General features: G+C 36.6%; 21 protein-coding genes. 9 read left to right on the top strand and 12 right to left on the bottom strand.

The window, feature by feature from the left end; all coding sequences use genetic code 11:
- Nucleotides 1-2: 2 nt before the first annotated feature.
- The 3 genes from WC644_07320 to WC644_07310 are packed head-to-tail and all read right to left on the bottom strand — an operon-like array spanning nt 3 to nt 3,514.
- Nucleotides 3-2,285 carry a PBP1A family penicillin-binding protein gene (locus tag WC644_07320; protein ID MFA5011752.1) on the bottom strand — a complete coding sequence of 761 codons (2,283 nt, stop codon included), beginning with the start codon at nt 2,283-2,285 and terminating at the stop codon, nt 3-5.
- Nucleotides 2,286-3,053 (bottom strand): UDP-2,3-diacylglucosamine diphosphatase, encoded by a 768-nt coding sequence (locus WC644_07315; GenBank protein ID MFA5011751.1) that lies wholly within the window; start codon nt 3,051-3,053, stop codon nt 2,286-2,288.
- A 26-nt stretch (nt 3,054-3,079) separates the two neighbouring features.
- Nucleotides 3,080-3,514 (bottom strand): hypothetical protein, encoded by a 435-nt coding sequence (locus tag WC644_07310; GenBank protein ID MFA5011750.1) that lies wholly within the window; start codon nt 3,512-3,514, stop codon nt 3,080-3,082.
- 250 nt (nt 3,515-3,764) lie between these two features.
- Here WC644_07310 and WC644_07305 point away from each other — a divergent pair, with 250 nt between their 5' ends.
- From WC644_07305 to WC644_07295, 3 genes are all read left to right on the top strand, one after another.
- Nucleotides 3,765-4,751, top strand: a complete 987-nt coding sequence (locus WC644_07305) for a polyprenyl synthetase family protein (GenBank protein ID MFA5011749.1) — start codon at nt 3,765-3,767, stop codon at nt 4,749-4,751.
- A 6-nt stretch (nt 4,752-4,757) separates the two neighbouring features.
- The gene (locus tag WC644_07300; protein ID MFA5011748.1) at nt 4,758-5,024 is read left to right on the top strand and encodes an HPr family phosphocarrier protein; all 267 of its coding nucleotides are present in this window, start codon (nt 4,758-4,760) and stop codon (nt 5,022-5,024) included.
- 730 nt (nt 5,025-5,754) lie between these two features.
- Nucleotides 5,755-6,846 (top strand): metallophosphoesterase, encoded by a 1,092-nt coding sequence (locus tag WC644_07295; protein MFA5011747.1) that lies wholly within the window; start codon nt 5,755-5,757, stop codon nt 6,844-6,846.
- A 98-nt stretch (nt 6,847-6,944) separates the two neighbouring features.
- On the opposite strand, the gene tadA is transcribed toward WC644_07295, so the two are convergent.
- From tadA to WC644_07280, 3 genes are read right to left on the bottom strand one after another with little or no spacing between them, the layout of a single operon-like run.
- A complete protein-coding gene (gene tadA, locus WC644_07290) occupies nt 6,945-7,412 on the bottom strand; it encodes a tRNA adenosine(34) deaminase TadA (protein MFA5011746.1) in 468 nt (155 codons plus the stop codon).
- The gene (locus WC644_07285) at nt 7,409-8,590 is read right to left on the bottom strand and encodes a hypothetical protein (GenBank protein ID MFA5011745.1); all 1,182 of its coding nucleotides are present in this window, start codon (nt 8,588-8,590) and stop codon (nt 7,409-7,411) included. Before WC644_07285 ends, tadA begins: the two co-directional genes overlap by 4 nt.
- A gap of 7 nt (nt 8,591-8,597) precedes the next feature.
- Complete coding sequence (locus WC644_07280) at nt 8,598-10,040, bottom strand: aldo/keto reductase (GenBank protein ID MFA5011744.1); 1,443 nt, start codon at nt 10,038-10,040, stop codon at nt 8,598-8,600.
- A 348-nt stretch (nt 10,041-10,388) separates the two neighbouring features.
- Here WC644_07280 and dnaN point away from each other — a divergent pair, with 348 nt between their 5' ends.
- From dnaN to WC644_07250, 6 genes are read left to right on the top strand one after another with little or no spacing between them, the layout of a single operon-like run.
- Nucleotides 10,389-11,837 (top strand): DNA polymerase III subunit beta, encoded by a 1,449-nt coding sequence (gene dnaN / locus WC644_07275; protein MFA5011743.1) that lies wholly within the window; start codon nt 10,389-10,391, stop codon nt 11,835-11,837.
- A 12-nt stretch (nt 11,838-11,849) separates the two neighbouring features.
- Entirely contained in the window at nt 11,850-13,052 is a 1,203-nt protein-coding gene (gene recF / locus WC644_07270; protein MFA5011742.1) for a DNA replication and repair protein RecF, read from the top strand.
- Entirely contained in the window at nt 13,042-13,371 is a 330-nt protein-coding gene (locus WC644_07265) for a DUF721 domain-containing protein (GenBank protein MFA5011741.1), read from the top strand. Before recF ends, WC644_07265 begins: the two co-directional genes overlap by 11 nt.
- Before the next feature lie 26 nt (nt 13,372-13,397).
- A complete protein-coding gene (gene gyrB, locus WC644_07260) occupies nt 13,398-15,377 on the top strand; it encodes a DNA topoisomerase (ATP-hydrolyzing) subunit B (protein ID MFA5011740.1) in 1,980 nt (659 codons plus the stop codon).
- 10 nt (nt 15,378-15,387) lie between these two features.
- Complete coding sequence (locus WC644_07255; GenBank protein ID MFA5011739.1) at nt 15,388-16,113, top strand: hypothetical protein; 726 nt, start codon at nt 15,388-15,390, stop codon at nt 16,111-16,113.
- 2 nt (nt 16,114-16,115) lie between these two features.
- Nucleotides 16,116-16,940 (top strand): undecaprenyl-diphosphate phosphatase, encoded by an 825-nt coding sequence (locus tag WC644_07250; protein ID MFA5011738.1) that lies wholly within the window; start codon nt 16,116-16,118, stop codon nt 16,938-16,940.
- A gap of 2 nt (nt 16,941-16,942) precedes the next feature.
- Here the strand turns inward: WC644_07250 and WC644_07245 are convergent, their stop codons facing one another.
- From WC644_07245 to WC644_07220, 6 genes are all read right to left on the bottom strand, one after another.
- Nucleotides 16,943-17,863, bottom strand: coding sequence for a ketopantoate reductase family protein (locus WC644_07245; GenBank protein MFA5011737.1), 921 nt, complete (start codon nt 17,861-17,863; stop codon nt 16,943-16,945).
- Entirely contained in the window at nt 17,864-18,559 is a 696-nt protein-coding gene (locus tag WC644_07240; GenBank protein ID MFA5011736.1) for an NAD-dependent deacylase, read from the bottom strand.
- Nucleotides 18,559-18,942: a DUF302 domain-containing protein gene (locus tag WC644_07235; GenBank protein MFA5011735.1), complete on the bottom strand. Its 384-nt coding sequence runs from the start codon at nt 18,940-18,942 to the stop codon at nt 18,559-18,561. The genes WC644_07240 and WC644_07235 overlap by 1 nt, the downstream gene beginning before the upstream one ends.
- A 108-nt stretch (nt 18,943-19,050) precedes the next feature.
- Entirely contained in the window at nt 19,051-20,163 is a 1,113-nt protein-coding gene (locus WC644_07230) for an ABC transporter permease (GenBank protein ID MFA5011734.1), read from the bottom strand.
- Nucleotides 20,164-21,270: an ABC transporter permease gene (locus WC644_07225; GenBank protein MFA5011733.1), complete on the bottom strand. Its 1,107-nt coding sequence runs from the start codon at nt 21,268-21,270 to the stop codon at nt 20,164-20,166. It lies immediately after the preceding gene.
- Nucleotides 21,271-22,002, bottom strand: a complete 732-nt coding sequence (locus WC644_07220) for an ABC transporter ATP-binding protein (protein ID MFA5011732.1) — start codon at nt 22,000-22,002, stop codon at nt 21,271-21,273.
- Between the last annotated feature and the right edge of the window lies 1 nt (nt 22,003).

The following is a 22,003-nucleotide window of genomic DNA, read 5'->3' as shown; positions in this document are numbered from 1 at the left end:
TGCTATTGTTCGATATCAAGTGGAGATGAAGCTAAAGAGTCGTATGTTATGTGATTTGAAGTACATTTCCTCGGAATTAATCTTTTATTTACAAGTTCTATCTCTCCCGGGCATGAAGGTCCTGCCAGCAATCCCGTTATGGCGCAGATAGTAACTTCCTGAACATTATCCGGCATTAGGAAGTATTCAATCGGAAAATCAAAGTTTTCATCCGAATAAAGCAGCTGCATAAACCTTCCCCAGATCGGTGCCGCGGCTTTTCCTCCCTGCCCGTATGATCCGCCAAACTTTATTCTCGCATCATCAAAACCAAGCCAGCAGCCCGCTACAAACTGAGGTGTATAACCTACAAACCACGCGTCTGTATAGTTTTGCGATGTCCCTGTTTTGCCCGCTGCGGGCCTCTTAAAAAACCTTCTGATTGATGCTGCTGTTCCGTCATTTACTACTCCTTCCATCATATCGGACATAATGTAAGCTGTTTCTTCGCTCAGGACTTCTCTTGTATCCGGAATGGCTTCCTCTATCAGATTTCCGTTCCTGTCTTCAATTCTCGTAATAGCAATCGGTTCAACCCATATTCCTTCATTATCAAATGTTCCGAATGCATTCGTCATTTCAAGAGGTGTAACTTCTCCAACCCCAAGCGCAAGCGACAGGAAATTCGGTAGTTCTGATTTTATACCCATTTTCTTCGCAAGCTCTATCACCTGTTCAATCGGCGCAAGTTCCATCGCTGTTCTGACTGCAACAACGTTTATTGACTTCTCAATAGCAGTGCGCATTGTAACCATTCCGCCCGTTCCCCCCCCTTTTGGAGACCATGTTTTACCGCCGACATTCACAACCACGGGGTCATTTGAAATCAAATATCCGGGAGAATAACCGTTATTAACCGCAACAGCATAAACAAAAGGCTTGAATGAAGAACCCGGTTGTCTTCTTACCTGCGTAACATGATTTAATCCGTACTTTGTTCTCGTACTCGGATTCGAACCTATCATTGCTTTTATCTCTCCGCTCCTTGGATTCATAACAACAAATCCAACTTGCACGGTTGTTGCGAGTTTTTTTACAGAATCTGTGATTGAAGGATTACTCTTCATCATATCATAGATTTTCTTCTTATCAACGTCAGTTACTGCTTTTTTGTATTCCTCCGTCTGCTTAATAAATTTATCAACATTGCTCTCAAGTATGTCTTTGTGGTTTTTCCAGTTCCATGAACTGCTGAATGATTTCTGGTAAGATTTGAGTTGCTCTATTACTGCATCGTTCGCATGTTTTTGAAACCTTGTGTCAAGTGTTGTGTATACTTTCAAACCGTCACGGTAAAGGTCAAATCCATACTTCTCGGCTTTTACCTGCATTAACTGTCTGACGTACTCTGTAAACTCAGGCGCCATTGACTCCGAGTTTATTTCCTGCTGATTGAAAGCAACTTTTATTGGATTGTTTACAGACGTATTGTAGACCTCTTGTGTTATATAATTCTCCTCCAGCATTGAATTCAACACGAGATTTCTTCTGTTCTTAGAATTCTCTGGATTGTCAACAGGGTCATACTTTGCCGGAGATTTAAGTAATGCCACAAGTATTGCACACTCATCAAGATTCAGTTCCTTCGAACCTTTGCTGAAAAATGTGTTTGCTGCAGCTTCGATTCCGTATGCACCCTTTCCGAAATACACAGTATTCAGATAGTAAGTTAAAATTTCTTCTTTTGTATAAGTCCGTTCTATCTGCACTGCCGTCATTGCCTCACGCAATTTCCTGTTAAACGTAATTTCCCTTCTGTTAAGGTAAAGATTTCCTGCAAGTTGCTGTGTTATCGTTGAAGCACCTTCTCTTTTAAGACTGAAACTTAAAACGTTTTTTATAAATGCCTGAAATATTCTCTGTACATCAACACCCCAGTGATTAAAAAACTTTCTGTCTTCAACAGCAACAAGAGCATTAATCATGTCTTTGGGAATGTCTTCAAACGTAACTTTCGTCCTGTTTTTCAGAAAAAACTTGTCAATAAGAACTCCGTCGTCTGAATAAATTTTCGTAGCTTCTTCAATCTTTGGATTTTCAAGTTCCTCCAGGGATGGTAAAGATTGTGAAAGATAGACCAGATAACCGGTTGCAGCAAGCAGAACTGTCGTCAAAACAAAAACAATAAAACCCAGAGAGAACTTTTCAGTGCTTCTCTTTCTGGATACTTTTTTGCGGTATTTCTTATCCGCAAAATATTTATCCAGTTCTTCTTCTCTCTTCTTATTTTTTGACTTACCGAACATTTATGAGTTTGAATCCCTTATTAATTCGTCAACAATTTTCTGACCATTAAAGTCGTAATATTTTCTGAAATAAAAAGTACCATTAGTAAATTCACCATATGTAAAGTTTATCATCCAGTCGCCAAGATTAACGTAATAGCCCGTTCCTTCTTTTAACATCATAGCTCTGTGCCTGTGCCCCATTAACACAAAATCAAATCCCTCCTTAATCTTCATAAAAGCGGCATCTTTCAAACCGTCTTTTTCGGAATAATCTTTCTGTGAAGTATAATCACGCGACCTTGAAGATGTACTCCTCGCAAGCCATAATCCAAAATCAGGATGCAGCAAAGAATAAAGAAACTGGGAAATTTTGTTCCTCAATATTACCTTTAATACCTTGTAACCCGTATCTTTATACGCAAGACCGTCTCCGTGGTGTATAAAAAACCTCTTTCCTTCAATAGTTCTTTCCTGATGGTTATCAAGCTTTTCGATACCAAACTCTTCCTGAAGATATTTCCCTCGCCAGAAATCATGATTGCCGGCAAGATAAGTAACCTTAACACCGGCATTCACAAGATCATAGAGCTTTGAGAAAACACGATAGAAACCCTTTGGCACTACCTGTCTGTATTCAATCCATGAATCAAAAAAGTCTCCGACGATTATTAATTCGGAGGCTTTTTCATTTATCAGTTTTTCGAAAAAACTTATTATCAGGTCTTCCTGTAATTTCTTATGTTCATATTGCTTCATACCAAGATGAACATCTGAAATAAAGAACATTGACCCGGTCATTAATGATTGCAGTATTACTTTATTTTTACGTTGACTGTGAAATTCTTATCGCCGAATTTACATATGCCTGTTTCAGTACTGCAGTATCCAAATTTAACCCTGCCGGATAGTGAAATAGTAGTGCCGGTTTGGACGTCACTGCCGACATTAAATTTATAAGTTACTTTTGAGTTTTTAATATATCCTTCAGCATCAGTAGAAAATATTGGGTTGCCCTGTGCTGTGATACCCTCGCCGTTTAGAGTAATTTCAATAGGCGGCTCACCCGGTATCTTTACTTTTGGACCATGTTTGAACTTTATCGTTAATGTACCAACACCCCCTGGTTTTACTGATTTGGAGACAGATACTTTAAGAGTCGGGTTAGACTGTGCATTGACCGAATTGTTTACTGAGAATACTGCAAAAATTGAAAGAATTAATGCAGCCAAGATTAGTTTTTTTGTCATAATATATTCATAAGATGTTTAATTAAACAATATTAAATATAGAAATTTTATTCCGTTAATTTAATTCAAAATGCTGTATTTCTTTTATTATTTAAACTTGGAAAAATATTTTAAGTTCCGTTCAAAGATGCATATTCTTTATTTATACAAATATATGGAAAAATGTGATACCTGAGTATTTATCGCATACCTTTTATCACTTCTTTATGATTTTATTTTGTCTATTTTCCTATGAAACAATAAGTTATTAATGACAAATTTTAAAGAGAGATACGACTTTTATAAAAATTTGATTGAATGCAAGTTAGTTACTTTCACGCCGAATGTAGCCCCAATTGGTATATACGAACCGATGAAATACATTCTCGACGGTGGTGGCAAAAGAATCAGACCCATGCTGTTAATTATTTGCTGCGAAGCTGTTGGCGGGGTAGCTGAAGATGCCCTTGACGCTGCTACGGCAATAGAAATACTTCACAACTTCACCCTTGTGCACGATGACATCATGGACAACGCTGATACACGCAGAGGTAGAGAAACTATACACAAAAAATGGGATAGTAATACAGCGATACTCGCAGGTGACGGTCTGCTCGGTTATGCTTATAAATCACTCCTTAAAACAAAATCCGACAGAATTCAGGAAATCGCAAAATCATTCACGAAAGCTATTATTGAAGTATGCGAAGGACAAAGCTATGATAAAGAATTTGAACTTAGAAAAAAAGTTAAGATTGATGATTACATTATGATGATTGATAAAAAAACTTCAGGGCTCTTAAAATGTTGTGCTGAAATTGGAGCTCTTATTGGAAATGCATCCAACAAAGAAATTGAGGCTTTGAAATACTATGCACTTTACACAGGACTCGCTTTTCAGATTCAGGACGACCTGCTTGATATCGTAGCCGACGAGAAAAAATTTGGCAAAAAAATCGGAGGTGACCTTTACGAAGGCAAGAAAACTTATCTCTTATTAAAAGCACTTGAAAGTGCCGTTGATAATGGAGATAAACAGCTTCTTCATTACGTAATTGAAAATAAAGGCGTTAAAAATTCGGAAGACGTAATGAGGATCAAAGATGTTTACCACAAATATGGGGTACTCGAATCCGCTGCGAATAAAGTAGAAGAATATACAACAATGGCAAATGAACAGCTTGAACATATAATAGAATCAGACGCAAAAAATATGCTTAAATGGTTTTCTGATATGTTATTAAAAAGAACTTCGTAGGTACTGATGATATTAAAAAATGTAACAATTGTAAACAAGGCCGGTATGCATACAAGACCCGCATCAACAATCGTCAGAATCGCTGCAAAATACAAAGCCGATTTTTTTCTCTCCCGTGATGGATTTCAAGTTAATGGCAAATCAATAATTGGAGTAATGACACTTGCTGCGGAGGAAGGAGCCGTACTTGAACTGAGGTTTGATGGACCTGACGAAAATGAACTTTGCACGGAAATGGTTGATTTCTTCGAACGCGGCTTCGATGAACTTTGATTAATGCTATCATATCTGTTTCCGGATTTTCTTTTTTCCCTTTTCTTTTTTCATAATATTTTTTCCGATTTATAACTGCACCAGAAACTCTTTTACCTATAATCCATTACTAAAGTATGCCCTCCTATTATTAATCACAATATTTTTCGAAATTGTGCCACAATAATTCTCATTTTAAAAATATTTTTCCCTTTAAAAAAATCTTTTTCTTAAAATAATTCTCTGTATTTTCTGTCTCTTAAAATCCGTACAAAAAAATCGACAAAAAGTTGCCGTGTCCAAGTTTTGGTTTTTGTTGTGATTAATAATGAAAGGAGTGTGTAAAATATGGTTTTTAAATTTCTCTGTTATTTTTTAAGTTTTGAATCCCTGAAAATGCTCTGAAATTGCACTTTCATTTTTTCTTAATCTTGCGCTCTCCTTGTACTCAGATTGTACTCAAATTGGTCTTGAAATATTTTTCGCTATTCATAACTAAAAACTCACTGTTTACTGTTTATGCGTTCTTTGCATCCCGACTTGTCGGGACAGTTTACTGCTTACATCTTACTTCTTACAGTTTCCTGTTTACAGTTAACTGTTTATGCGCTCTTCGCATCCCGACTTGTCGGAACAGCTTACATCTTACTTCTTACTTCTAACAGTTCACTGCTCTTAGGATGATTTGAAATACTAATTTGATTTTTAAAAATGATTGAAAGGTTTATATTATCCAAAAAGAATTGTCATTTTGAAAAAATTTTTACTTATATTCGCATTATTTCTTAATTTAGTTTCTGCACGGGTAAATAATACTCTTTTTGCGGATTCACTCTATAGCAGCGATGGTCCGATTGTTTATTATTCGGACGGGAAAACTTATGCAGCAGGAATTACACCTCATGGTAATTCTTTCAAACCATACTCAAAAGGCATATCAAAAACAGAATTCCTTTCATGCTTCGTGGATGAGACAAAACAAAGCTTCTTCTTTAAATTAAAAAGTGAAATCAATACAGAAAATGATGTTTATACTTTCCCTTCCAAAATGCTCATGATTTCGGATATAGAAGGTAACTTCAACGGCTTTTTGATGATTTTAAAAGGTGCGGGCGTAATTGACACTAATTTTAATTGGATTTTCGGTTCCGGTCATCTTGTCATTGTCGGCGATATGTTCGACCGCGGACTTAACGTTACTGAATGCCTCTGGCTTATTTATAAGCTCGAAAGCGAAGCAGAAAGTGCCAGCGGTAAAGTACATTTTATCTTGGGCAACCATGATGTTATGAACTTAATCGGCGATTACAGATATCTCAGACAGAAATATTTTATTAATGCCGATTCGATTAAAATCCCCTATGAAAATTGGTATTCTGTCAATACAGAACTTGGCAGATGGCTGAGAAGTAAGAATTGTATAGAACTAATCGGAAATATCTTGTTTGTTCATGGTGGTATCGGGGGCTCATTTCCTTTTTCAAAGTTTACTATCAATGAAATTAACAGTGAATTTCGAAAACGACTTGACTACGGCCTTTCTATACAGGAAATAAAAGAAGATGTTTTTATAGGCAGAAGCAGTCCTGTTTGGTTCAGAGGAGTAGCTCAAAACACTGTCGCACCTGAACAGTTAGACAGCATTCTGGCGCATTTCAACGCAGATAAGATTGTTCTTGGACATACTATCTTTGAAAAAATTCAATACATGTACAATTCGAAGGTAATTGTTATTGACCTTGAACACAAACAAAATTCCGATAACAGTTTTATGAATGCACTGTATTTTGAAAAAGGTGATTTTTTTGTTATTAACAACAAGGGGGTTAAGTTTATTTTATGAAATCGGAAAACTACGAAGTGCAAATCAAAAAAATAATTCTAATCACTTCCCGCAAAGTAAAGACGGACACTTAAAAAATTAGTTAATTCCTTTCTTAATTAATGATTTGTGTAATTACGTCTCGAGTTGAAGAATGATTTTAATAGACTGCTGCATTCAATATCAAGAATACCGCCGTAAACATTTACTGAGTGATTTAATGATGTGCTTTTTGTAATGTTTAGAACTGAGCCGCATGCCCCCGCTTTATTGTCGTAAGCGCCAAAATAAAGTTTGTCAAGCTTTGATAGAACTATTGATCCTGCACACATTGAGCAGGGCTCAAGCGTTACGTACATTGAACATCCTTTTAGCACTTTGCTTTCAAGTGATGCAAAGGCAGAGGTTAAGGCCATCATTTCAGCATGAGCAGTGGGATCGCATAATGTTTCAACCTGATTATGTGCTTTGGCAATAATTCTCTTTTCAAAAACAATTATACAACCAACCGGTACTTCCCCCATATCATAAGCTTTTTCAGCTTCTTTCAGTGCGGTTTTCATCAGGCGGGAATGCTCTTCTGTCATCCCGTAACTTCGGTTTTTACTTCCTGTTCAAGTAGTTTTTGTCTTCGTTTCATTATTTCTGTGAGCGTATAGAAATTGTACCCTTTGCGTTTCAATTTGAAGCTTTCATTTCTGAATACTTGCATGTCTTCGTTGTTGAAGTTCACAAGATAGATAATGCTTCTTGCCCCCTTCTGGCTTCTGAGTACAATATCATTGAAGAAAGCTTTTATCTTTTTGTCACTGTCTTCCTCCGAATCAAACTTAACGAGTATCGTGTCTTTGTACGCTTTTAAATTGTATCTTGCAAATTCTGTAAGCAGGTCTGTTTCATAAGGATTTATTTTTCTCGGGTTAAGTAGTATTACAGCTGCAGCTTTATCGTACTCGTAACACATTGACCTTACTTTTGAACGCCAGACCTTTGTAGGCATTTCATGTTTGAATTCAGCAAGCAAATCATCCTCAGTTCCTATATCAGCGAATATAACGTAATCACGCTTCGAATCAAGAACGACCGTCTGAGCATCTATTTTTGAAACGATATCTGGAAGCACAACAGAAAATTTATCGGGCAGTGCCAGAAGTTTTTCCAGATCCGGTATTGAGTTATCCTCCACCTTGTTGATTATTAAACAGATATCAGCAGACTCGCGCCTTATGTTATCAGAAAATACGAGGTTCACATTGCCTATTGTTTTGCGGGAGGAATCTTTTTTGTTGTAAATATTTATCAGAAGATTTCTCGAGCGTGGGTCCTCAGTTCCTATACAATCAAAATCAATTTCGTATAAAGAATTTTTAAGTGCAAAGTTGAATTCCGATGAAGAGACATCTTTTGGAATTGTGATTTCACGTGAGAACCATAAAACCTCATTGATGTTCAGTTTAGGAGACTTCTTTGTTTTTTGCTGCTTTCCTTTTGTTTGCTTCTCAGTACTGGAATTTTCAGTTAAATCTTTCACCCATTCTTTGCGGATTGCAAACAGAGAAGCTATTGAATCTATTTTCAAAGGTATAATCCTTTTCAGTTCATCTGGGGAAAGCACTTTCAGTGAAACTGTATTCACATCCTGAACAACTGATTTTTCTTCTCGCTGGTTTAACCTGTAGATTACAAAAAGAACTATTAAAAGCAGTACAAGAAATCCTAATAGGAACAGCTTATTTTTTGTCGTGTTTATTTCAGAAAACTTCATCGTTGATTTATTCTAATTCTTTTGAAACTTCTTCTTTAATATTACTTAATATTTCAGAATATTGTTTCGTTCTTTCAGAAAAGAGTACTTGTTTTATATCGTCAACGTACGCCTCTTTTCTCGCACCCACAAGAACACAATCCACTCCCGGTACTGAGTTTACCACCAACACAGCTTTCTGAGAAAGAGTTAGATAATGAAATTCTTTTTCAAGGTGCTTATCAATTATTGTATGAAAATGTTTTGATCGCAGGTTTGCTTTCTCTTTGTAGTAGTTTGTAATAAGGTTTAGCACTTTGAAAACAAATTTTACGTACTTATCGAATATATCCGAATAATGCTCGTCCTTAACCTTATCCTCAAAGAAATCCATTAGACCATGTAGTCTGTACGAGAAAGAAAATTCAATGTAGTCGTTCAGATGTTCAATCGAACCGAAACGCTCCCAGTTGTTTTTGAGCATTTCGCTGAAATTAAAGTTTGATTTCAGAATCTTTAAATCTTTTGGTTCAAGGTAAAGATTTGCTTCTGCTCCGGTTAAAAAATCTTCTTCTATTGATGATATTACCTCGAGATATTTTAATAGCTCTTCCTTGCTGAATTGGTCAGTACTGAAGTCAGCAAGACGTACTAATCCTGTTTCTGTTATTGCATTAAGAGGACGATTTACTATGACGGTAATGCCGTGTTCGTTTGCAAATTCAAGAACTGTTTTTGTGTTCTGCTGCTGGTTCTTTTCAAAAAATGCGCCCGACTCTATGAGGTTGAATGGAAGCTGTATAATTTTGAAATGATGATTTTCGGATATGTTTACCGCAATATCATACACCCTCTCAAGTGACGTGAAATCAAAATAGACGCTGCTTTCGGTAAATGTGTTCGAAGAAATTCCGTAATACTTTATTTTGCCTTCGCTCACTTTCTCCTCGAAAAACTTGAATGCTGCTTTTATTCGTTTGTAATATTCCTCCGCTGCTTCTTTTTTATCGTATGCGTTTTTTCGAGCGTATTTTAAATAGTATTCGGGATTATGTAGGAGATAAACATCAATGTAACCTTTATCAGCCTGATCTAGTCTGTACAGCTGGCGGTTAATCTGATCTTCAAGAAATAAAGGATGTATGCAATGCCAGAGTCCGTTATCAAACTCCACGACTTCGGGAAAAGGAATGCCCTGCTCCTTTTTCTTCAACGCAAAATTGTAATTGTTACCCTGCATGTAGCCGCCTTTTGTTACAAGAAAGAAATCTTCCCGCTTCATGCTGCCGTTCTCTACAAGATCATTTAAAATATTCCCGATAAGCATCTCGCTCCTGCCGTCGCTGTAATTTGCGGATGTATCAATTGTTGTGATACCCGATTCGATTGCCTTTTTCAGAGAATTGAAATGCTCTTCGATTCTGTTATCTATTCTGTAGCTTCCGAAACCTATATTAGTGAAACTTCCCATGATTTATTTTCTGTATAAAGTTAGTAATAATTATTGTGGAATAATATTCAAGAAGTTATTTTATTATAGATAGGAAATAAAACCAAAATAACCTGATATTTATAATGAGTACGATTTGAAATCCTATGGCGATAAATTAAAAGACTCTTGTGTTTTCAAATGGTGAAAATGACTGTAAAATTTAATGAAAAAATTGTTAGAAAACTGCCTTAAATGTTTAATATTTAAGGCTTCTGTAGTGTTTGTTATAAATTGTAAATATCGATTATTTTAGCTATTTTCATAGGTTAAATGATAAAATTCAAAGAATAAACATACAAAATTCTTAAAATTTAATTTATATATTTTATGAAATTCTCTATCTCTGCCGAGAAGTTTTTTAATGCTGTAAACAAACTAAATTATGTTGTCCCGGGTTCTTCACATACAACTTTGCCGATAATCACAAATTTGTACTTTAAGTTATCGAAAAATAATCTTAGTATGGTATCGACTGACCTTGAGGCTTTTATAACTACTGATTTGAATGTTGACGGTGAAGAAGACGGTGGTATAGCTGTACCTGCAAGAAAATTGCTTGAACTCCTGAAAGCCATGATTATTAAAAATGAATCAGTGGTTGTTGGTGTTCCTTTTAGCAAGGAAATCTTCGGGCTTCTGAGTGGAGAAGGTTTATTACCTGAAATTAATTTATACTCAATTAAATACGATAAGAATAAAGAAGTACTTGAATATAAAGGGTCTATACCCGAGGAAACATTCGAAGGCTTAAAAGAAGAGTTCAGGCTGTTTAGAGAGAAAATTGGTACTATACCATCCGAAGAACTAAGGAATGAATTTAACAAACTTGAAAAAGCTGTCACGGAACTTGGAAAGGTCGCTGTTGCTACTTTTACAAAGCATACCGAGAAACTAAAAATTAAGTTTGAGGCTAACGACAAATTTAAGATTACTGTAAACTCAAAAAACGGTAAATATTCTTTCTTCGGAGAGCCAATTGAAGATTTTCCTCTGCCGCAGGAAAAACCCGATATGTCAAAAATTAACATTTCAGGTGCAAAGTTCAAGAAATTTCTGCAAAAAGTGAAACACTCGGTGAAGAACGATGAGATAAGAAGAAACATGGCAGGCGTTTTTATCGACCTCAGAAAGAATGAGCTTAGATTTGTTGCTACTGACGGTTTCAGACTCGGTAAGGTTATAACAACTGATTTCTCGCACACAAATTCAAAAGATGAGAATTTTATACTCCCGATAAAAACGGTTGATTTAATCCCTAAGATTGTTTCAGATTCAAACATTATCCTTGAGTTTGACAATGTGATGATAAAATGTACAATGGATAATTTTCATGTTTACTCAAAACTTATTGATGATACTTTCCCGAACTACGAATCGGTGATACCTAAGGATAATGACAAAAAATTACTTATGAATAGGTACGACCTCATTAGTGCTCTAAAAAGAGCGGTGATTTTTACGGATTCAGTTACGAAGAAAATTAAATTAGAAATATCCGGCGACGAACTGAAAATAAAATCAGACAATCCTGAAATAGGAGGTGAAGGAGAAGAAACGCTAAAATGCGATTTTAAGACTAATAACGGTGACGACATAACAGAAGATTTTTCCATTGCCTTCAACGTATCTTACTTGCTTGACTGTCTCTCGCAGATAGAAACAGACGAAGTGTTATTCACTTTTAGCGCTCCGGCAAAAGCATCAATTATTTTGCCCGTTGCTTCGCTTTCGGAAGAAAATTATATGGAATTAATAATGCCGGTAAGAGTCGGTTAACAGATACAAAAGGTGCTCTTAAATAGTATTAAATTATTAAATTTCAGAAATTATAACGAGCAGCAATTTACATTCAATAAGAGCTTTAACTATATCTACGGCAATAATGGAGAAGGAAAAACCAACGTACTCGAGGCAATTTCCTACATATCTTTTGGCAAGAGCTTTTTAAATTCTTCGGAATCTGACTGCGTGAAATTCAATTCTTCGGGCTTTAATGTTGAAGGTGTTTACGAGAATGATGTCAGGACTGAGTACAATGTTTACCTTAATTACGACTCTGTTTCGAAGAAGAAAATTTTTCATCTTAATAAAGAAAAAGTTAGAAGATGGACGAGTGAGATTTTCGGTAGATTTCCGATTGTATTTTTGTCTCCCCACAGCCTTGATATTACTTACGGGAATCCTTCTGAAAGAAGAAAGTTCTTTGATATATTACTTGCACAGACGAGCAGGGTATATTTTGATTTTCTATCGAGCTATGTGCGGATACTTAAACAAAAAAACGCACTGCTTAAGAACCAGATTAACGGGAATGCAATTCCCGCTAGTGAATTCAAAACTCTTCTGACTTCAATAAACGAGAAAATGGCGGATTATTCTGGAGAGATATTAAGAAGAAGGTTTGATTTGCTGAGAATATTCAGCGGGTATTTTCAAAGGAGTTTTTCGTATTTAATCGATAAAGATGATGAACCCGGAATTAAGTACGTCAGCAGTTATCTGGATGCTGATATTATTTCCGCTGATGGAAATGCAGAAGCAAAAATTGGTGAGCTGAAGGAATTATTTCTGATTAATCTTGAAACAAGGATGAATGAAGAAATTGCAAGAGGTGTTTCTGTAACAGGAATTCACAAAGACGATTACCTTTTTAGTCTTAGCAAAATGGTTAACGGGGATGAGAAAAAAAGTTTTGAGTTAAAGAATTTTGCATCGCAGGGAGAACATAAAACCTTTGTTATAGCTCTTAAACTGGCGGAATATCATTTTCTAAAGGACAATCTTCAAAATTCTCCCGTTCTTCTGCTTGACGACTTGCTCTCAGAGCTTGATTCTACAAGGGTTTCGAAGATTGTGTCCCATTTAAAAGAATATGGGCAGATATTCCTTACAACAACAAGCAAGGACTATGCGGATAACCTGAAAAATTTTTACGAAAGTGCGGAAATAGATTACTTTCAAATAGAAAATGGAAGAGTGATTGGCAGGTAAAAGAATAAATACTAAATTAAGAGACAACAAGGTTTCATGCCTTGTGGACGAGATTAATAACATCAGCGAAGTACTCGGAGTGAGAGATAGAGAAAACGAGCTGAAAATATTCAACGTATGGAAAGAATGCGTTGGAGAAACGATTTCAAAATTCGCAACTCCATCTGGAATTAAAAACAACAAGCTTCTTGTAAACGTTGAAAATCCGGTGTGGAGGTTTGAGTTAAACAACCGAAAGGAAGAAATAATAAAGAAACTAAACTCTGAACTTCAGGGAATAAAAAGTAAAACTTTAATAAAAGAAATTGTATTCGTATAAATTATTAAACACTGAAACTATACAACATGGCAAAGAATAACAATAACAATGGCAACCAGTCATACACAGAAAAGGATATACAGGTTCTGAAGGGGCTTGAGCATGTAAGAAAAAGACCTGCGATGTATATCGGTGACGTATCGTCGAGGGGTCTTCACCATCTCGTGTATGAAGTTGTAGATAACGCGATAGACGAAGCACTGGGCGGATTCTGCGATAAAATAATACTAACCATTAACAAAGAAGGCTCGATAACTGTGGATGATAACGGTAGAGGCATACCAACGGGCAATCATCCGACCGAAAAGATTTCAACCCTTGAGGTGGTAATGACACAGCTAAACGCAGGCGGTAAATTCAACAGAGATACGTACAAAGTGTCAGGAGGACTGCACGGTGTTGGCGTATCTGTCGTTAATGCACTTAGCGAATACCTTGAGGTAGAGGTTTATAGAGACGGAAAAATATTTTATCAGAAATACGTCAGAGGTGTTGCTGTTAAACCGGTTAAGGAAACAGGAAAGGTCAAACAGAAAACCGGCACAAGAATTACTTTTATGCCCGACAAAGAAATATTCAAGAATACTGCATTTAAGTATGAGACTCTTGAAAACAGACTTAGAGAACTTGCTTATCTGAACAAGGACCTTCAGATAATTATGAAAGATGAAAGAACGGGAAAATCCGACGAATTTAAGTTTAAGGGCGGCCTTGTTGATTTTGTAAAATACCTTGACGAAGGTGAAAAGTTAATTACATCAAAACCTATTTTCATTTCAGGTGAGAAGGAATACATACAACTTGAGATTGCATTTCAGTACAATGACTCTTACAGTGATGATATTCTTTCCTTCGTTAACAACATTAACACAATCGAAGGCGGTACACATCTCGAAGGTTTTAAGTCTGCTCTCACAAGAACACTTAACAACTATGGATTAAAGAACGGAATTATAAAGAATGATAAACTCACCCTGACTGGCGATGACTTCAGGGAAGGACTGACATGCGTTATTAGTGCAAAAGTACCCGAACCTCAGTTTGAAGGACAGACGAAGACTAAGCTTGGCAACAGTGAAGTGAAAGGGATTGTGCAGTCTATAACCGGCGAACAGCTTAACGAATACCTTGAAACAAACCCGTCCGTTGCTAAAAAGATTCTTGAGAAATGCGTTAGAGCTGCAGAGGCAAGAGAAGCCGCAAGACATGCACGCGAACTCTCAAGAAGAAAGAATGCCCTTGAAATATCAGGACTACCCGGAAAACTTGCAGACTGTTCCCTGACTGACCCTGCACTTTGCGAATTGTATCTCGTCGAGGGAGATTCTGCAGGAGGCTCAGCAAAACAAGGGCGTGACAGAAGATTTCAAGCAATTCTTCCTTTGAAGGGTAAAATACTTAACGTTGAAAAAGCAAGAAAGAATAAAATATTTGAGAATGAGGAAATACGTTCGATGATTACTGCAATTGGAGCAGGTATTGGCGATTCCGAGGAGTACAACGATAGCAAAGTAAGATACGATAAAATTATTCTCATGTGCGACGCCGACGTTGACGGCTCACACATCAGAACGCTTCTCCTTACATTCTTCTACAGACACATGAAACCGATTATTGACACTGGTAAATTGTACATAGCGCAGCCGCCTTTATTCAAAATAAAAAAAGGAAAGACTGAAATGTACGCCTACGATGTCGATGAAAGAGATGATATGCTTAAAGCATTAAAAGTTGACAAGAAATCTGTAGTTGTTGTCGGTGATGAATCAGTAGCTGGCGAAGGAAGCTCAAAGGTTCACATATCAAGATTTAAAGGTCTCGGTGAAATGAATCCCGAACAACTTTGGGCAACAACAATGAATCCAGAAACAAGAACTATTTTGCAGGTTACGAATGAGAATGCCTCTGCCGCTGATAAGATGTTCAGAATATTAATGGGCGAGGAAGTAGAACCAAGAAGAAAATTCATCGAAGAAAACGCAAAATACGCTAACATAGACGCGTAGGAGAACAAAAATGAAAAAACACTTATTAATCTCAAAAGTAGCCTTCTTTGCTTTGTTGTTACTTTTATCGGAAACTGGCTTATCACAGGACGGTGGAACGGTATCGTTCGCAAAGCGGAACAAGGCGAAACATTATACATCCTTCGCACTCGGGATGGGTGCAGCTTACGGTAACAATAAATCTCTTAATACATTTATTGGATACGAACTGCCCGGTTATAACAACGTAGCCGATAGCAGAAAACTAAAAGATTTTAAAACAGGTTTCGAATTTTTCGGAAGTGTTGAAAGACAGGTGGCTTCAAAGATTGCCCTGAAACTCGATTATAGCTACTTTCTTAAAAGTAATAAAGTTGATGATTACCCTAATCAGTCCTTCGACTACTCAAATCATCAGATATTATTGGGTGCAAATTACCTGTTCCCGGGTGAATATCATTTTCTTAAATTCGGTGTATCTGCAGGTCCTGTTTTTTCAAGCCTTGACTCAAAGTCATACACAACCAATTCTGGTATCTTTACATCAACAGGATTACTTGCTAAGGCTGAGGGATCTTTTTCAATTCAGATGGGGGGTAGCTTAGCTGGATACATTAGTGGTTATGTTGGCAATGTATTTGCGGGTAACCTTAAAGACGATACCGGTAAAGAGATTAAAAATTCCGCAGGAGATACTGTTAATCTCAGCAGCTTTATGCTTGGAATAAGAATAGGAATTGAATTCTATATTTTTTAATCATGGATAAGATTTTAGAAGGTATATTATTCGGTATAATACAGGGATTGACTGAATTCATCCCAATTAGCAGTACTGCGCATATTCGTGTTGTACCCGCACTGCTCGGATGGGAAGACCCGGGAGCAGCATACACAGCCGTTATTCAGATAGGCACACTGCTTGCGACATTTGTTTACTTTAAAAATGATATATCCGAATTAATTAAAGGATTTTTCAACGCTCTTAAAACTAGAAATTTTTCAGACCCTTACGCAAGACTGTCATTGCTTATTATCTTAGGTACATTACCAATATCATTCTTTGGTCTAACACTAAAGAAATACATAGAAGGTGATTTCAGAGGACTTTATGTGATTTCAGCATCACTTATTTTCCTCGCTATTCTTCTTTATATAGCAGAGAAAATCGCCGACCATAGAAAAGATTTAAAAGAAATAACAGTGTGGGATGGCATAATTATAGGTTTTGCACAGGCTGTTGCTCTCATTCCCGGTAGCTCAAGAAGCGGTGTTACAATAACAGCTGGACTTTTCTGCGGTCTTAAAAGGGAAACAGCTGCTAGATATTCTTTCCTGCTCAGCATACCCGCAATTGCATTAAGCGGTGTTTATGAACTTTACAGCGAAAGAGCCGAACTTCTTCACGAAAATGTTATTGGATTAATGTTGTCAACAATAGTATCGGGCATAGTCGGTTATCTGGCAATAGCTTTTCTAATCAACTATCTGAAAACAAGAAGCAATCTCGTTTTTATAATTTACCGGCTCGTACTTGGGGTGATTATACTTGCATTGCTCTATGTAGGCGTTCTCAAAAACGTTTAGAACTATATTGCAAGCGAAAGTGCGTGAACGGCTTTAAGTAAAGGTGTTTCTATTTTTTTCTTCGCCGCAAGCCTTAGCAATTCACCCGTGAAATAAGGCGTCTCAAGCACTTTGCCCTTCAGCCTGTCCTGATACGAAGAGGTCTTAAACGCACCAAGTTTATTGGAATCTTCAATAACTTTTCTGCGCGCAATTCCATCAAACAAAATTCCCTGCGTTTTCGCAATCATTTTAATTTCTTCGTAAATATTTTCAACAAGCTCTTCTGTTTGTTTTAACCTGAATAACTTATCGACTGTTACACTACCTATGCTCGTTAATGAATTAAAGATTGTATTCCATGCATACTTAATCCAGATTTCCTCCTTGATATTTTTTATTATTCTGACGTCAATACCTGACTCTTTAAGGACTGAATACATAGTCTTTATCCTTTTGCTGTACTTGCCACTCATTTCACCTGCTTGAATAAAGCCGAGAGATGAATGAAGAATAGTATATTTCAAATCCATCTCAACACCGATTTTGCATATTAACTGTAAAGTTCTGGCAGACCCGAATGTTTTCTTTATCAATCTGTAATTATATATGCCGTTCTGAAGCGATATAATCTGAGAATTTTTTGTTACAACTTTTTGAATCTGCGGGATAAGTGATGCAGTATCATTTGATTTTGTACAGACAAAAACATAATCGAATTTCTTCTTGAATGTCGTTGTGTTATCAGATACTTTAGGTTTGAATGATAATTCGTACCCCTTGTAACTTTTCAGTATTAACCTGTATGATTTGAAATGTTTACAGGTATCCCCTCTCGATAGAAAACAAACGTTATTGTTTTTATTCAATGCGAGGAATGTCCCGAAATACCCCCCCACTGCGCCGAGTCCGGTAATGAGTATATTTTTCTTTCCTATTGGCATTTACATATTCAAAAGTTTTTCAACTAATGTAACTGTCCCAACCGTAGCTTTCTCTGTTATATACTCAAGATTTTTATAAAAACTGTTTATGCTGGGCTTATTTGGGTCAATGATGTATTTCATAGCATCCCTTTTAACATAGTCAATCAGGCTTGCCGCAGGATACACAACAAGAGAAGTTCCGACAACCATAAAGACATCCGCTGTCTCTGCAATTATTGCAGCATCTGTTATAAGTGGCACGGGCTCTCCAAACCAAACTATGTTCGGTCTAAGCTGCCCACCCTTTTCACACATATCACCTTTGTTAATGTCTGTATAACCTATGTCATAAACATTATACGGAGGTAAAGTACTTTTTGCTTTTGTAAGTTCACCGTGAAGATGAAGAACACTCTGTGATCCTGCGCGCTCGTGAAGATTATCTACATTCTGAGTAATTACGGAAACATCAAACTTTTCCTGAAGCTTAGCAATAGCAACGTGTGCAGCATTTGGCTGTACACGTTCTAGTTGTCTTCGCCTTTCATTATAAAACCTGAGAACAACATCGGGGTCTTTCTTCCAGCCCTGCGGTGAGGCGACTTCATATACATCGTGTCCTTCCCACAACCCGCCCGCATCACGGAATGTCGATAGTCCGCTTTCAGCACTTACACCCGCACCCGTTAGTACGACTATTTTCTTTAATGACATTATAAGCTCGATAAAACAGTTTTGATTCTTTCATTAAGTTTTTCAGACAACTCCTTCAGTTTTGGATTATTCGACACTTGAGCTATTACCATGGGATTGAATATGGAGATTTTTACTTTCCCTGCTTTCTCGTGCACGACAACGTTACAAGGCATAAGCAGACCAACAGTATCCTCAGCGATGAGTGCTTCGTATGCAAATGGTGGATTGCAGGCACCAAGTATAATGTATTTATCGAAGTCAACGTCAAGTTTTTTCTTAAGCGTTTCTTTTACATCAATCGTTGTAAGTACTCCGAAACCATTCTCTTTAAGCAATTCTGTGACTTTGTCTATTGCTGATTCGTACGTTAAATCGGTCGATTTAGAGTAACTGTAATTCATATTATTAAATGTTTAATTTTATTTTTAGGAACAAAGAATTATACAAAATGTGAATGTTATTTAAAATGGAATTATCTGTTTATTTATAAATCAGATTATGATTTTTATTTACTCCGTCTTCCGGTAACGCCATACTGCAAGCGACATCATAACAGTTGCATAAGCGATAAAGAAATAAAGTGTGGGGAGTACATCTTTGAATCCTGAACCCTTTAGCATAATCATCCGCATAGCGCGGTTAAATTGTGCTATAGGATTAAAGAAAGCAATTGTTTGTGCCCAATTAGGCATACTCTCAACCGGAGTAAATATTCCTCCCATAAGAATAAACAGAACAAGAAAGAACCAGGCAACAAACATCGCCTGCTGTTGTGTATCAGTAAGAGTAGAAATTAGAAGTCCCATACCAAGTACAACGAAAAGATATACAGCCGCAAGCATTAGTATAAAAATGGGATTTCCAATAAGGGGAATGTTAAATATTAATATTCCAAGAATCAGCCCGAACATTAGCTCCCCCATCCCGATTATCCAGAATGGCAGAAGTTTTCCAATAATGAACTGATATTTTTTAATCGGTGTTACGTTCAACTGCTCTATCGTTCCTATTTCCTTTTCTTTTACTATGTTCATTCCTGAAAGGAAAGCTCCTATCATTGTTACAAGAACTACAAGGATTCCCGGAACCATATATGTTTTGTATTCTAATTCAGGATTGTACCAGTTTGCATAATTTACGTTTATAATCGGAACGATGTCAAAAGTCATAAAAGATTCTAATCCCTTATCTACATTGAACTGACGAATAATGTTTGAGGCATAATTGTTAATAATTCCTGCAGCGGCCCCGTCCTCAGCATTTATTACAAGCTGAATTTCTGAATGTCCTTCTGCCCTGAACTTCTTTTCAAAATCTTTTGGTATGTGAATTATTAACTTCGATTGATTCTTTTTAAAACTCTCTTCGGAATTATCGACGGAAAAAGATACCTCGTTTAATACAAAATAATTCGACGCCGTGAATTTTGACACAAGCTCACGTGAATAATGTGACTGGTCAAAATCAACTACATTGAACCTAATGTTTTTAATTTCATACGTTGCGGCATTTGAAAGAATTAGTAACTGAATTACAGGCAAAAAGAAAATTAGCGGTATCATCGCTTTATTCCTGAATATCTGAAGAAATTCCTTCCTGAGTATTATAAATATTGTTCTCATTTATTCAAGTCTTACTTTAAATCTTTTAATGCTTAATAGTATAAAGAATAGCGTCATTCCGATAAGAACAAGCGTCTCCAGATAAATATAATCAAATGTTATTCCCTTAAGCATGATGCCTCGTACTATTATGATAAACCATTTTGCCGGAATTATATAACTCAGTAGCTGTAAAATAAAGGGCATGTTCTCTATCGGGAATATATATCCCGAAAGTATAATTGTTGGAAGCATTAATGCTGAAAGAGATATCATCAACGCTGTCTGCTGGTTGTTACTGACCGTTGATATCAGTATTCCAAGCGATAAAGAAGTTATTAAGAATAAAACACTCTCAAGAACCAGAAGCACAATACTTCCCTCAATAGGAACAAGAAAAACATATTTAGCTAAAACAATTACTACCACATAATTTATTAAAGATATAACAAAATAAGGTATAACCTTCCCCACTATAATCTGAAAAGGATTAAGCGGAGATACAAGCAGTACTTCCATTGTACCAAGTTCCTTTTCCTTTGCAATAGATATCGAAGTCATCATTGCCGAGACCAGAAGAAGAATCACTGCCATCAGTCCTGGTACAAACATAAACACGCTTTTCAAATTAGGATTGTACAGCATCTTAATCTCTGTATTTATTACAGAAGGCATTATCTTCCCCTGTGTTAATTCACGCTGGTAATCCTGAATAATCGATGATGTATATCCGATTAACATATTAGCTAAGTTTGGATCCGATGCATCTGCAATTATCTGCACGTTTGCAAGATTGGATTTACCAAGATTATGTCCAAAATCAGGTTCAAATATTATTACTTCTTTTATTATTCCTTCTTTGAAAGCTGGCTCAATGTCATTTACATTGTTGAGGTTGTAATATAACATAAAATACCCGGAAGACAGTATTTTATTACTGATTTCCTGAGTTATATTGTCCTTAGAAAAATCTAATATAGCAATCTTTGCGTCTTTGATTTCATTCGTAATTGCAAAGCCAAATAACAGTATCTGAGCAATTGGCATACCGAATAAAATTAGTAGTGTTCTGTAATCACGAAGTATATGCTTAAATTCTTTCTTCACGAATGCAAGAAATCTTTTCATTTATTTACCTCTCGCAATCTTCACGAAAACTTCGTGCATGTTTTCAGAATTATACTGTCTCTTCAAATTATCAGGCGTATCCAATGAAGCTATTCTGCCGTCAACCATCATCGAAACCCTGTTGCAATACTCCGCTTCATCCATGTAATGTGTCGTCACGATTACAGTTACACCATTGTGAGCTGCTTCATAAATCATATCCCAAAACTGACGGCGTGTTACAGGATCGACTCCTCCGGTCGGCTCATCAAGAAAAACTACCTTCGGGTCGTGGATTATGGCAACAGAAAAAGCAAGTTTTTGTTTCCAGCCGAGTGGTAAAGAACGTAGAAGTTTATTCCGTGCATCTGCTATCTTTAGAAGGTCAATTAAATAATCCGTTTTCTCTTTCAGTAAAAATTTTGGAAGTCCGTATATTCCCCCGTAAAATCTTATATTCTCAGTTACTGTCAAATCATCGTATAGCGAAAACTTTTGACTCATATATCCGATATTTCTCTTTATCTTTTCAGCTTCTTTATAAATATCAAAACCTGCAACCACTGCTTTGCCCGATGTAGGGGTTGAAAGCCCGCAGAACATTCTCATGGCAGTCGTTTTTCCTGCTCCGTTCGCTCCAAGAAAACCGAATATCTCGCCTTTTTCAACATGGAAAGAGATGGAATCAACAGCCGTAAAATGACCGAATTTCTTTGTCAGATTTTCTGCATGAATTATATATTCTCGGCTCATA

The sequence above is a fragment of the Ignavibacteria bacterium genome (assembly GCA_041649015.1).
In the GTDB taxonomy this organism is placed as follows: Bacteria; Bacteroidota; Ignavibacteria; order Tepidaquicellales; family Tepidaquicellaceae; genus CAIKZJ01.
This window is presented reverse-complemented; position numbering and strand designations above follow the sequence as displayed.

Coding starts and splice junctions, on each gene's coding strand:
- WC644_07320 (MFA5011752.1), bottom strand. CDS start 2,285: ATGTTCGGTAAGTCAAAAAATAAGAAGAGAGAAGAAGAACTGGATAAA.
- WC644_07315 (MFA5011751.1), bottom strand. CDS start 3,053: ATGTTCTTTATTTCAGATGTTCATCTTGGTATGAAGCAATATGAACAT.
- WC644_07310 (MFA5011750.1), bottom strand. CDS start 3,514: ATGACAAAAAAACTAATCTTGGCTGCATTAATTCTTTCAATTTTTGCA.
- WC644_07305 (MFA5011749.1), top strand. CDS start 3,765: ATGACAAATTTTAAAGAGAGATACGACTTTTATAAAAATTTGATTGAA.
- WC644_07300 (MFA5011748.1), top strand. CDS start 4,758: ATGATATTAAAAAATGTAACAATTGTAAACAAGGCCGGTATGCATACA.
- tadA (MFA5011746.1), bottom strand. CDS start 7,412: ATGACAGAAGAGCATTCCCGCCTGATGAAAACCGCACTGAAAGAAGCT.
- WC644_07285 (MFA5011745.1), bottom strand. CDS start 8,590: ATGAAGTTTTCTGAAATAAACACGACAAAAAATAAGCTGTTCCTATTA.
- WC644_07280 (MFA5011744.1), bottom strand. CDS start 10,040: ATGGGAAGTTTCACTAATATAGGTTTCGGAAGCTACAGAATAGATAAC.
- dnaN (MFA5011743.1), top strand. CDS start 10,389: ATGAAATTCTCTATCTCTGCCGAGAAGTTTTTTAATGCTGTAAACAAA.
- gyrB (MFA5011740.1), top strand. CDS start 13,398: ATGGCAAAGAATAACAATAACAATGGCAACCAGTCATACACAGAAAAG.
- WC644_07255 (MFA5011739.1), top strand. CDS start 15,388: ATGAAAAAACACTTATTAATCTCAAAAGTAGCCTTCTTTGCTTTGTTG.
- WC644_07250 (MFA5011738.1), top strand. CDS start 16,116: ATGGATAAGATTTTAGAAGGTATATTATTCGGTATAATACAGGGATTG.
- WC644_07245 (MFA5011737.1), bottom strand. CDS start 17,863: ATGCCAATAGGAAAGAAAAATATACTCATTACCGGACTCGGCGCAGTG.
- WC644_07240 (MFA5011736.1), bottom strand. CDS start 18,559: ATGTCATTAAAGAAAATAGTCGTACTAACGGGTGCGGGTGTAAGTGCT.
- WC644_07235 (MFA5011735.1), bottom strand. CDS start 18,942: ATGAATTACAGTTACTCTAAATCGACCGATTTAACGTACGAATCAGCA.
- WC644_07230 (MFA5011734.1), bottom strand. CDS start 20,163: ATGAGAACAATATTTATAATACTCAGGAAGGAATTTCTTCAGATATTC.
- WC644_07225 (MFA5011733.1), bottom strand. CDS start 21,270: ATGAAAAGATTTCTTGCATTCGTGAAGAAAGAATTTAAGCATATACTT.
- WC644_07220 (MFA5011732.1), bottom strand. CDS start 22,002: ATGAGCCGAGAATATATAATTCATGCAGAAAATCTGACAAAGAAATTC.